Origin of the sequence: Glycomyces luteolus (assembly GCF_027622875.1) — a bacterium.
Taxonomy (GTDB): domain Bacteria; phylum Actinomycetota; class Actinomycetes; order Mycobacteriales; family Micromonosporaceae; genus Glycomyces; species Glycomyces luteolus.
The window spans coordinates 24,773-36,778 of sequence record NZ_JAPZVP010000028.1 but is presented as its reverse complement, the minus strand read 5'-3'; the positions used below and the strand labels follow the sequence as shown (position 1 = coordinate 36,778).

General features: G+C 71.0%; 10 protein-coding genes. 8 read left to right on the top strand and 2 right to left on the bottom strand.

Annotation, left to right across the window (positions count from 1 at the left end; translation table 11 throughout):
• Positions 1–162 precede the first annotated feature (162 nt).
• Together O1R50_RS24405 and O1R50_RS24400 are read right to left on the bottom strand one after the other, a co-directional pair.
• Positions 163–1,008: a hypothetical protein gene (locus O1R50_RS24405; RefSeq protein ID WP_270112863.1), complete on the bottom strand. Its 846-nt coding sequence runs from the start codon at positions 1,006–1,008 to the stop codon at positions 163–165.
• A 149-nt stretch (positions 1,009–1,157) separates the two neighbouring features.
• Positions 1,158–1,754, bottom strand: coding sequence for a hypothetical protein (locus tag O1R50_RS24400; protein ID WP_270112862.1), 597 nt, complete (start codon positions 1,752–1,754; stop codon positions 1,158–1,160).
• A gap of 193 nt (positions 1,755–1,947) precedes the next feature.
• On the opposite strand from O1R50_RS24400, the gene O1R50_RS24395 reads away from it, so the two are divergent.
• The 8 genes from O1R50_RS24395 (at position 1,948) to pstB (ending at position 11,914) form a co-directional block, all read left to right on the top strand.
• Entirely contained in the window at positions 1,948–3,102 is a 1,155-nt protein-coding gene (locus O1R50_RS24395; RefSeq protein WP_270112861.1) for a thiamine pyrophosphate-dependent dehydrogenase E1 component subunit alpha, read from the top strand.
• A complete protein-coding gene (locus tag O1R50_RS24390; protein ID WP_270112860.1) occupies positions 3,099–4,073 on the top strand; it encodes an alpha-ketoacid dehydrogenase subunit beta in 975 nt (324 codons plus the stop codon). The genes O1R50_RS24395 and O1R50_RS24390 overlap by 4 nt, the downstream gene beginning before the upstream one ends.
• Before the next feature lie 10 nt (positions 4,074–4,083).
• Complete coding sequence (locus O1R50_RS24385; RefSeq protein ID WP_270112859.1) at positions 4,084–5,397, top strand: dihydrolipoamide acetyltransferase family protein; 1,314 nt, start codon at positions 4,084–4,086, stop codon at positions 5,395–5,397.
• Positions 5,398–5,829: 432 nt separating this feature from the next.
• Complete coding sequence (locus tag O1R50_RS24380; RefSeq protein WP_270112858.1) at positions 5,830–7,332, top strand: hypothetical protein; 1,503 nt, start codon at positions 5,830–5,832, stop codon at positions 7,330–7,332.
• Between the two features lie 195 nt (positions 7,333–7,527).
• The gene (locus O1R50_RS24375; protein ID WP_270112857.1) at positions 7,528–9,384 is read left to right on the top strand and encodes an NHL domain-containing thioredoxin family protein; all 1,857 of its coding nucleotides are present in this window, start codon (positions 7,528–7,530) and stop codon (positions 9,382–9,384) included.
• A gap of 137 nt (positions 9,385–9,521) precedes the next feature.
• A complete protein-coding gene (locus tag O1R50_RS24370; protein ID WP_270112856.1) occupies positions 9,522–9,710 on the top strand; it encodes a hypothetical protein in 189 nt (62 codons plus the stop codon).
• Positions 9,711–10,039: 329 nt separating this feature from the next.
• Positions 10,040–10,891, top strand: coding sequence for a DUF6042 family protein (locus O1R50_RS24365; RefSeq protein ID WP_270112855.1), 852 nt, complete (start codon positions 10,040–10,042; stop codon positions 10,889–10,891).
• Positions 10,892–11,095: 204 nt separating this feature from the next.
• A complete protein-coding gene (gene pstB, locus O1R50_RS24360) occupies positions 11,096–11,914 on the top strand; it encodes a phosphate ABC transporter ATP-binding protein PstB (RefSeq protein ID WP_408612808.1) in 819 nt (272 codons plus the stop codon).
• Positions 11,915–12,006: the final 92 nt, after the last annotated feature.

Below are 12,006 nucleotides of genomic sequence, written 5' to 3'. Positions count from 1 at the left end.
GCCCCCCCCCCCACCCCCCCGCCGGGGCCCGGCCCCCCCCCCCGGCGCGCCCCCCCCGCCCCTCGGACTTCAGGGGATCGGTCGGGGATGCGGACCGCGTCCTGCCGGGGCGCGTGAACCGCCCCGCGCCGCCCGCACCCTGGTCTCAGCGGCGGCTCCGCCTCACACGGCGGCCATGGTGGTCTCAAAGCCGGACGGCTGGAAGCCGGTCGGCCGGGGCGGCGTGAGGCGCGACCGGTTCGCGTTGATCGCGGTGTCGCGCACAGGAAGGACGGGGCGCTCGTCAGCGGCCACGACGGGCGGCAGGAACGAGCGCTGGGATGCCCGGTGGACGAGTTCGCTGCCGGGGGTCGTGGCCGCGAGGCGCGGATCCGGGGCCGGAAAGGGGCTCGCCGGATGGCCTGAGCCGACCGGCATCACCTCGGCTAGCGCGGCCCGTACGAGCGCGGGCCGCACGAGGGCCACGGTGTCTTCGGTTCGCTCCGGCGCCACCGTGTCGTCGACCAGGTCGAGGTCGGTGAAGATCGGCGCGTTCGCGGTGCGGGCGGTCGCGGGCCGGGAGTCGGCTTTGGGGCGGCGGAACGCGCGCGCCAGCAGCGCGTCGATACGCCAGACACGCTTGGCGTGGGTCGCGGGTAGCCAGAAGTGCCAGCGGTGCGGCTCGGCCGAGCCGGGTCCTTCGAGGACGGTGAAGTTGAGTTCGACGCCGGGCCCGGCCGGGTCGGCCGACCAGCGCAGGTTCTCGATCGCGGCGACGGGCGCGTCGAGGCAGAGGCGGACGCGGCCGAGGAGCCGCGACTGGCGGGTGACGACCATCCGCTCGCCGGTGAGCATGAGGACGTGGTCGCCGCTGCCGAGTCCGTCGGAGCCGACGCAGCGGCTGAGGAGCGACACCTGGTCTCCGGGTCCGATGTTGCGGCGGAGGAGGGGAACGTGCCGGGTCAGGGCTGTCGAGGTCAGGCCCGCCTCGGCCGAGCAGGCGAGCATCGTGCGGGAGAAAAGGTCCATGTGCTTGTACCCCACAGAATTCCGTGTGCGTTCGTCAGCGACGCGCTCTCAGAAGGAGTAACGGCAATCCGCATGTGCAAGTTACGGCTACGGGGTGGCCTTCCCCACATCTCACTCCTTCGGGCGAGTCGGGCTCGGCTCGAAGGGGATCAGCCCTCGGATTCGAGTTCGAGGCCGAGTTCGATGCTGTCCTGGTCGGACGCCAGGTCCAGGTCGAGTTCGTACGGCTCGAGATCGTCACTGCCTTGTCCGCCGTCGTCCTCCGGGTCCCAGCCGCCGTCCCAGTCGTGCTCCCAGCCCGGTTCGGCGGCGGACTCCTCGGGGCCGCAGTCGCCCTCGTCCTCTTCCACGGGGACCAGTTGCGGCGGCTTGCTCTGCACGAGGACGGGCTCGTCTTCGAGTTCGAGCCGGGGGTCAGCGCCGCCGGCTTCGGCGATGCGCTCAGCCTGGGGTTCGGCCGGGCTGACGGCGATCTGCGGTTCGGGGCCGGGATCGGCGGGGCCGCCCGCCGGCCCTTCGTCGCCGCCCGCGATGCCTTCGGGCCCGGGGGTCTCCTCCGCCTCGATGACCACGGTCTGCGGCTCGTAGTGCAGGGGTTCGGTGCCGTCTTCTCCGCCGTAGAGGTCCCTGGCGAAGGTCCATCCGATCAGCGAGAAGGACGCCACGGTTCCGGCGCTCACGCCGACCATGGCGAACCAGATGCCCACCGGCCAGCGTCCCTCCTGGTCGTTGCCTCTGCCGCTCACCGCGTCCTCCTTTCCGCCACCCCCGTGCGACGAAACGGCCGTTCAGGACCGATGATGTCGATGCATCGACCGCCGCTGACTACTGAGTGTCAGTCTGTAATCCCGAATAGTAATGGGGCGGCGGCTATGGCGCGCACCACCCAAGACTTTGGGATGCTTGGATACACCGGAATACGAATATGAGGAGGCATACATGGGCGACACACCGCGTCCTGCCAAGAAGACGGCCAAGAGCCGTCCGAAACCCGCCTCAGCGAACGAACCAGAGTTCGTGCAACTGCTGACTCCGGAGGGTCAGCGCGTCAAGCATCCCGACTACGACATCTCCCTCACCGACGACGAGTACCGCGGCCTCTACCGCGACCTCGTCATCACCCGCGAACTGGACGCCCAGGGCACGGCCCTGCAGCGCCAGGGCCAACTCGGCCTGTGGCCGAGCCTCCTCGGCCAGGAAGCCGCGCAGGTCGGCTCCGGCCGGGCCCTCAAACCCCAGGACACGGTCTTCCCGGCCTACCGGGAGCTCGGCGTCCAGTGGTGCCGGGGGATCGACCTCATCTCGTCGTTCGCGCTCTTCCGCGGGACCGACCTCGGCGGGCGCGACGTCGCCGCCGACCGCTTCAACATGTACGCGATCGTGATCGCCTCCCAGACCCTGCACGCCGCGGGCTACGCCATGGGCGTGGCCATGGACGGCGCGGTGGGCACTGAGGACGGCGAGGCCGTCGTGGTCTACCACGGCGACGGCGCCACAAGCGAAGGCGACTTCAACGAGGCGCTGATCTGGGCCGGGGTGTTCAACTCCCCGCTGGTGCTGTTCTGCCAGAACAACCAGTACGCGATCTCGGAGACGAACGCCCGCCAGTTCCGGCTGCCGCCGTACCGCCGCGCCGAGGGCTTCGGCGTCCCGGGCGTCCTCGTGGACGGCAACGACGTCCTGGCGACCTACGCGGTCACGCAGTCCGCGCTCGACCGCGCCCGCCGCGGCGAGGGCCCGAGCCTGGTCGAGGCCTACACCTACCGGATGCAGCCGCACACGACCTCCGACGACGCCACGCGCTACCGCGACGAGGCCGAGCTGGACTTCTGGCGCGCGAAGGACCCGATCGTCCGCTACCGCAAGTGGCTGGCGGCCGAGGGCCTGGGCGACGAGTCCTATTTCGCCGAGGTCGACACCGAGGCCGGCGAGCAGGTCCGGGCGCTGCGCGCCCGCGTCATGGCGCTCACCGACCCGGAGATCACCGAGATGTTCGACAACGTGTACGCCGAGATGCCTCCGGGCATCGCGGCCCAGCGGGCGGAGGCGGTCGAGTTCCAGGCCTCCCTCGAGGAAGGAAGCGACGTCCGATGACCACGATGTCCATGATCAAGGGCCTCAACGAAGGCCTGCGCCGCGTCCTTGAGGACGAGCCGAAGTCGCTCGTCATGGGCGAGGACGTGGGCCGCCTCGGCGGCGTCTTCCGCGTCACCGACGGCCTGCAGAAGGACTTCGGTTCCGACCGCATCATCGACACCCCGCTCGCCGAGTCCGGGATCATCGGCACCGCGATCGGCCTGGCCCTGCGCGGCTACCGGCCGATCTGCGAGATCCAGTTCGACGGGTTCGTCTACCCCGCGTTCGACCAGCTCGTGTCGCAGCTCGCGAAGATCCCGAACCGCTCAGGCGGGCGCGTGCGCCTGCCCGTCGTCGTGCGCATCCCCTACGGCGGCGGCATCGGCGCGATCGAGCACCACTCGGAGTCCCCCGAGGCGTACTTCGCGCACACCGCCGGGCTCAAGGTCGTCACCTGCTCGAACCCGAACGACGCCTACTGGATGATCCAGCAGGCCGCCGCCGGGGACGACCCGGTGATCTTCTTCGAGCCCAAGCGCCGCTACCACTCGAAGGGCGAGGTCGACACCGAGCGTGCCGGGCTGGACCTGTACCGCGCCCGCACCCTCCGCGAGGGCCGCACCGCGACCCTGATCGCCTACGGCCCCACCGTGGACGTGGCCGCGAACGCCGCCGCCGCGGCGGCCGAAGAGGGCCTGGACCTCGAGGTCATCGACCTGCGCTCGCTCTCGCCGATCGACTGGGAGCCGCTGTTCGCGTCAGTCCGCAAGACCGGCCGCGCCGTGGTCATCCACGAGGCGCCCGGCAACATCGGCGTCGGCGCCGAGGTCGCCGCCCGGATCTCCGAGGAGTGCTTCTACTCCCTGGAGTCGCCCGTCCTGCGGGTGACCGGCTACGACGTGCCTTATCCGGCGAGCCGCCTCGAAGACGAGTACCTTCCGAACCTGGACCGGGTGCTCGACGCCGTCGACCGGTCGCTCGAGTACTGAGGAGCGGGACATGGGTCAGAGGATCACGTTCAACCTGCCCGACCTCGGTGAGGGTCTCACCGAGGGCGAGGTCGCCGCATGGCTCGTGGAGCCGGGCGGAGAAGTCAAGCTCAACCAGCCGTTCGTGGAGGTCGAGACCGCCAAGGCGCTCGTCGAGGTGCCCAGCCCCTACGACGGGGTGCTCGCCGAGCACCACGCCGAGGCGGGCGAGACGATCGACGTCGGCCGGCCATTGGCGAGCTTCGAAGTCGAAGGCGTCGAGGCGCCCCCGGCCGAGAAGAAGAAGGACGAGCGCACGCCGAACCTCGTGGGGTACGGCGCGCGCGAGGCCGGATCGAAGCGCCGCAAGCGCCGCTCAGGCGAGGCCCCGGCCGCCGCGGCACCCGCGCCGGCCCCCGCGCCGCCCGCCCCGGTCGCGCCGCCCGCACCGGCCCCCGCGGCTCCCGCCGCATCCGGTCCGGTGCTCGCCAAGCCCCCGGTGCGCAAGCTCGCCAAGGACCTCGGCATCGACCTCGCCTCGGTCGTCCCGACCGGACCGAACGGCACGGTCTCCCGAGCCGACGTCGAAGCCGCCGTAGCCGCCCCGGTCGCGCCTGCACCGGCGAGGATCACCGCGGCAGCCGAGGACCAGCGCATCCCCATCAAGGGCGTCCGCAAGCTCACCGCGCAGAACATGGTCGCCTCCGCGTTCACCGCGCCGCACGCCACGGTGTTCCTCACCTGCGACGTCACCGGCATGATGGAGACGGTCAAGGAGTTCAAGGGCCGCAAGGAGTTCGCCGACGTCAAGGTCACTCCGCTGCTGTTCGTGGCCAAGGCGGTCCTGCTGGCCGCCCGCCGCCACCCGATGATCAACGCCCAGTGGGACGAAGCGGCCCAGGAGATCGTCGTCAAGCACGACGTCAACCTCGGCATCGCCGCCGCCACCCCGCGCGGCCTGGTCGTCCCGAACGTCAAGGCCGCCCAGGACCTGAGCCTGGTCGAACTCGCCGGGGCCCTCACCTCGCTGGCGCGCACCGCCCGGGAGGGGAAGACCACGCCAGCCGAGATGTCCGGCGGGACGATCTCGATCACCAACGTCGGCGTCTTCGGCATCGACACGGGCACCCCGATCCTCCCTCCGGGCGAGTCGGCGATCCTCGTGTTCGGCGCCGTCCGGCCGCAGCCGTGGGTGCACGAAGGCGAGATCGCCGTCCGCCAGGTGACCACCCTCGGACTGTCCTTCGACCACCGGCTCATCGACGGGGAACTCGGCTCGCAGTTCCTCGCCGACGTCGGCTCGTTCCTGCAGCACCCTGGGGAAACACTGCTCGCCTGGACGTGATCAAGGGCACCGACGAATCGTTGGCGGATCCTGGTATTCGGTGTTGTAATGGAGGCACGGAAACAACGGGGAAACATATCTTCGAAGCTTCCGACCGTCTCAGGCAACTGGGACCGCGAACTTTATCTCCTCCCATTGGTGCGGCGGACAGCGCCGAGTTCCCCGCACCATTGAGACCCTCTCCAGGGGGTTCTCACACCGGCCGGGTGCCGCGTTTGCCATGAGGGGTGGGCAACCGCTGGCACCCGGCCTTTTCCGTACCCTCCTTCGCAAAGGCCCGCCGCGGCCGTCCATTCGCGAGGCACCGTTCCCTCCGCTCTCCACGCCCGCTCAGTAACCCTGTCGAGCGATCACGAGCGCCGCTGCGGTACCGTGTGACGCGTCTGGCGTGCCCCCAAGACGCCAGGCCGGAAGCAGCATTGAGGAGCAGCCGTGACCTCCGAGCAAGGCAACCCGCCTGAAAAGGGCGAGGGCAGCGAAGACCAGAACGCCGCCGAGCGGGTCGAAACCGACGCCGCCGAGACGGCCCCGAGCCCCGAGCCGGTAACCGCCGACGAGAGCGCCGACGCCGTACCCGAGACCCCCGCTGCCGACGAGAGCGCGGCCGAGCCCCCGGCCGAAGCCGCCGCCGCTCCGGAACCAGAAGCGCCGCAGGCCGAACCCGCTGCTCCCGAGACCCCCGCCGAACCGGCGGCGCCCTCGATCGACGAGGGCGTCACCGAAGCGATGCCGACCTCGGCGCTCGCGGACGCCGAGATCCCGGCCGCTCCCGCCGCCGACACCTCCTCGGCTCCCATGGCGGACGCCGCTCCGGAACCCGAAGCGCCGCAGGCCGCTCCGGAACCCGAAGCGCCGCAGGCCGCTCCTAAGGCAGCGTCGGCGGACGAGGACGTCACCCAGGCCATCCCGACCGCCGCGTCGATCGACGTCGACATCCCGGCCGCTCCCGCCGCCGACCGCGCGCCCGAGCAGGTCGCCCCCTCCGAGCCGGAACCGCCTGCCGCGCAGGCGCCTCCGTCGGCCCCGCAGTTCGACGGTTCTCAGTTCGACGGCGACGGCACGCAGATCCTGCGTCTCGGCCCCTCGCAGCCGTCCTCGCCTCCCGCTCCGGCGGCGGACCCGTACGAAGAGCACACCCAGGTGCTGCCGCCCCAAGGCGTCTCGGGCTTCAACGCCCCCGCGCCCTACGGCGAGCAGGCGGCCCAGTCGCCCGCCTCGGCGTGGCCTTCGCCGCCGCCGAACCCGCTGGCCAACCCGGACGCCGCCCAGGCCCCCGCGCCGAGCCCGGTCCACTCTCCCGGCGCGGTCCCGCCGCCCCCGCCGGCCCCGGCCAATCCGTACGCGCAGCCGCAGTCGGCCTACCAGGCCCCGCCGCCCGCCGCGCCCCAGCCGCCGACGCAGTCGGACGACACCCAGAAGCTCATCATCGGCGCGCACAACCCGTACAGCGAGCCGCCCGCGATGGGCCAGGGCTACGACCCGAACCAGCAGGCGCAGTCGCAGCCCGGCATGGGCCCCCAGTACTCCCAGCCGGGCATGCCGCCCGGCTCGGTCCCGCCCGGTTACCAGGGCGCGCCGCAGCCCGCCAAGGGCGGCGGCTCGAAGAAGATGCTGCTGCCGATCCTCTTGATCGTCGGCGCGCTGGTCGTAGCCGCGGCCGGCGTGGGCGTGTACTTCCTGCTGTTCGCCGCGCCGAAGTTCGAGGAGGACGGCTGCGTCCGCCACACGAGCGGCGACCAGGCCGAGGCGATCGACTGCGCCGACGCCACGGAGGGCGAGGACTACGAGATCGTCCAGAAGGTCGGGGACGGCCAGGAATGCGCCGACGCGGGCCGCGAGACCCTCACCGTCGGCGAGGACGTCTACTGCCTCGCTCTTCTCGGCGCCCCCGAGGACGGCGAAGGCGGCGGCGAGCCGACCGAGGAAGCCTCCTAGAGCAAACCGCTCGATGAGGCGATAAATCATGATAAATCCGGCTTAAAGGGACCCCTGGTTCAAAAATATCCCGGGGGTACGACATCGTTTCGGGGTCGACGGGTAAGCCCGTCGGCCCCGAGTCGTAATGTGAGGCCCATTCAAAACCGGGCGTCGTTCAAGGCCCGCAACGCGGTCCCGCGCTACGCTCGCCCGATGGACCAGGGCACCGCTTCCAGCGCATCGAACGCCGCCGCACCGAAGGCGCCGCCCCCCGCTCCCGCGAAGCGGCAGTCCCGCGTCCGCGCCGCCGAGCTCGTCGGCCGCGGCTGGCTCAACACCGGCGGCCGCCGACTCGACCTCGAAAGCCTCCGCGGCAAGGCAGTGGTGCTCGATTTCTGGACATTCTGCTGCATCAACTGCCTGCACGTCCTCGACGAGCTCCGCCCGCTCGAGGAGAAGTACGGCGACGCGCTCGTCATCATCGGCGTCCACTCCCCGAAGTTCGAGCACGAGCGCGACCCGCAGGCCCTCGCCGCGGCCGTCGAACGCTACGGCGTCGAGCACCCCGTCCTCGACGACCCCGACCTCAAGACCTGGGACGCCTACGCCGCCCGCGCCTGGCCCACCCTCGTCGTCCTCGATCCCGAGGGCTACGTCGTGTCCACGATGGCCGGTGAAGGCCACGTCGAGGCCCTCGACGCGATCATCGGCGAGATCGTCGCGACCCACACCGCCCGCGGCACCCTCGACCCCGAGGGCAGCCCCTACGTGGCCGCCCCTCCCGCCGAGACCACACTCCGCTTCCCCGGCAAAGCGATCGAGCTGCCCGGCGGCGATGTGCTCGTCACCGACTCGGCCCGCCACCGCCTCGTCCGCCTCGCCCCGGACCTCGAAACGGTCGTCCAGACCATCGGCACCGGCGAGCGCGGCAGCGCCGACGGCGCCGAACCGCGGTTCAACGAACCCCAGGGCCTCGCGCTCCTCCCCGCCGAGGTGGCCGCCGAGGCCGGCTACGACCTCGTCGTCGCCGACACCGTGAACCACCTCCTGCGCGGCGTCCGCCTCGCCGACGGCGCGGTCACCACCGTCGCCGGAACCGGCCGTCAGTGGCGCATGGACAACGGCACCACCGCCGCCCTCGACGTGGACCTCTCCTCGCCCTGGGACCTCGCCTGGTTCGAGGACAGACTCGTCATCGCCATGGCCGGCATCCACCAGCTCTGGTACTTCGACCCGGCCGCCCGCACCGCGGGCGTCTACGCGGGTACCACCGTCGAAAGCCTCAAGGACGGCGCCTTGGACCAGGTCTGGATGGCCCAGCCCTCCGGCCTCGCCGCGACCGCGGACCGGCTCTGGCTCGTCGACTCCGAGACCTCCGCGCTCCGCTACGTCGAGAACGGCCGGATGCACACCGCGGTCGGCCAGGGGCTCTTCGACTTCGGGCACGTCGACGGCCCCGCCGCCGGCGCCCTCATGCAGCACCCGCTCGGCCTCGCCGTGCTCCCCGACGGCCGCGTCGCCGTCGCCGACACCTACAACGGGGCCCTGCGCGCCTACGACCCGCGGTCCGAGACCGTGTCCACCCTCGCCGCGGACCTCGCCGAGCCCAGCGACGTGATCGTCCTGGGCGGCAAGATCATCGTGGTCGAATCGGCCGCCCACCGCCTCACCGCGCCCGACCTCGGCGAGGCCGCCGTCGCCGGGCGGCACCACCGGGTCACCCGCAAGCGCACCAAGGTCGCGCCCGGAGCGCTGCGCCTCGAAGTGCTCTTCGCGCCCGCCGCGGGCCAGAAGCTCGACTACACCTTCGGCTCCCCGATCCAGGTCACCGTCTCGGCCGACCCGCCCCAGCTCCTCGCCGAGGGCGCGGGCAAGGGCGAGGAGCTGGGCCGCGGCCTCGTGCTGGCGGACGGCATCGGCCAGGGCGTCCTGCAGGTGGTCGCTCAGGCGGCGACCTGCGACGCCGAGGCCGAGCACCCCGCGTGCCACCTCACCCGCCAGGACTGGGGGGTCCCGATCGAGATCGCCGAGGACGGGGTCTCCGCGCTCCGGCTGGTGCTCCGCGCCTGAGCCCCGAACGGGTGTGAACTCTTGCGGCGACAGGTATTTCACCTGCCCGTCGCGTGTCATGAATCCGTGCGTCGCTCACTGCGCATTACGTTGTTCCGATCAGACTTGAAGCACGTCCTATCAGGGGGGAAGCCGCTGTGACCTTGGCGCAGGTGGAAGAACGCTACTCCGATTACGAGCACTGGCTGGTGCTCAACGCCGCCGATCAGATCGTCTCCGTGGGCAAGCTGCTGGAGCAGCAGGTCCGCACCCTCGAATACCTCACTCCCGAATACGCCAGCGGTCTCGCCGACTTCGAGCCGGACCTCTCTCGCCTGAACGGCTAGCCGGACCCGGCCGTTCGGTCGAATCCAGCAGGGTCGCCTCGGAGTAACGTCGGCCCGGACGCGAAAGGCGCGTCCCTCCACAAGCGGTCCCGGTTCCCCCTCAAAGGGGCGCGCGAGGCCGCGGCGGGGCTGGCAAGCCCGACGCGCGCGAGGGCCGTCCCGGCGCCGGCGCACCCTCACGGGGGTACGCCGCAATCGGGCACTCAACGGGCACTGAGCGACTCCTGGTATCACCGCGCCGGGACGGCTCCCTCCGCGCCAGTACGCTGAAAGCGAAGTCGCGCCCCAGCGGCGCGGCCGCGTCGCACCTCGCTGCTACCGTCGATGATGTGGAATCTTTCGAGAGGCCCTTCGGCGACGAGTCCGGCCCCGTCCAAGCCCCGATGCACCCAGCGTGGATCCGCATCATGCCGTGCAGCATCGAGTTGTTCCGCACCGTCCCCTCCGTGAGCCCGTTCCCGGCGACCTGGTGGGCCGACGCCTTCCCCGAAGACGACATCTGGAACGAACCGGTCTGGTGCGACCCGGGCGACGTCGACGACTGGATCGCCGAGGCCTCCGAGCACCACCTGGGCGCGTCCCAGGAGGTCATCGAGAAGGAGGCCCGCGAGGAGTACGACCGGGCCACCGCCGAGCGCAGCGAGCGCATCGACACCTTCACCACCCACTGCCGCCGCGCCGGCCTGCCCGTGCCGCACACCGTGCGCGACCTGCTCGAGTTCCTGCTGGCCCTGGGCCTGTACCGCTCCGAGATGCGCGACGGGAAGCTGTACGTCGCCCCGCTGCTGTACACCAACCCGTTCGACGTGCTCGCCTTCGACAAGGTCGAGGCCATCGAGGAGGCCGCCGACCAGCGCGGCGACCTCGAGGAGCTGACGGCGATCGCGATCCGCCGCGTCGGCGGGATCGAGTACGAGTTCGACGAAGAAGGCCGCTTCACGCTGCCCGGCGGAGCGAAGTCAGCCACCGTGCAGGTGAGCCTGGCGGCGCTCGCCGAGGACGCGGGCGTCCCGGCCCCGGTGATCCGCGGGATGCTCATGGAGCTCGCCGAGGACGGGGACGTGGCGGGTTCGGTCGACCTCGGCCAGGTCGGGATCGCGGAGGAGTTCACGCTCACCGCCTCAGACGACCTGCTCGGCGGCTACCCGAACGACGAGCTGCTCCCGCCCGAGCACGCCTGAGCGGCCGCGCGGCGCGTCCGATTGAACGTCCGTCGGACAAGTGCGATCCGGACCGCACTCCATTCACTCTCAGTTCACCTTCACGTTCACCTGCGTGCACTTGCATGGCGTTCCATGAGGGCAGGACACGTTAACGGCGGTTGACATTCGGTGATTGGAGTTCGCGTGAGCGTGAACGAGACTGGTATCCGCGCCAAGGCCCCGATCGCGGGCCTCGCCCCGGGCCGCACTGGCACCCCCACGCAGACCGAGACGGTCATCGAGCTCAAGGGCGTCGACATCCACTACGGGAAGGCGCACGCCGTCCGCGGCGTCTCGCTGCCCGTCGCGCGCAACCAGATCACCGCGATGATCGGGCCCTCGGGCTGCGGCAAGTCCACGGTGCTGCGCTCGATCAACCGCATGAACGACCTCATCCCGGGCGCGAAGGTCTCCGGGAGCATCTCGTTCCACGGCAAGGACATCTACGCCTCGAACGTCGACCCGATCGCGGTGCGCCGCCACATCGGCATGGTCTTCCAGAAGGCGAACCCGTTCCCGAAGTCGATCTTCGACAACGTCGCGTACGGCCTGCGCATCAACGGCATGAAGGACAACCTCGCCGACCGCGTGGAGCAGGCGCTCCGCGGCGCGGCGCTGTGGGACGAGGTCAAGGACAACCTGAAGAAGAGCGCCCTGGCGCTCTCGGGCGGGCAGCAGCAGCGCCTGTGCATCGCCCGCGCGATCGCCGTGCAGCCGGAGGTCCTGCTCATGGACGAGCCGTGCTCGGCGCTCGACCCGATCGCGACCGCGCGCATCGAGGAGCTCATGAGCGAGCTGGTGCGCGACTACACGATCGTCATCGTCACGCACAACATGCAGCAGGCCGCGCGCGTCTCCGACGCGACGGCGTTCTTCTCGGCGGCGGTCGACGACGACGCCGAGCGCTACGGCTTCCTCGTCGAGTTCGACGAGACGCAGCGCCTCTTCTCCAACCCGTCCGACTCGCGCACCGAGGACTACATCACCGGCCGCTTCGGCTAGACCGAACGGTACGAGCTGACGGCGGCGCGATCGAGGGGTTCGCGCCGCCGTTCCGCTATGCGGCGAACGCGAAAGCGGGGCGGCCCTCCGGC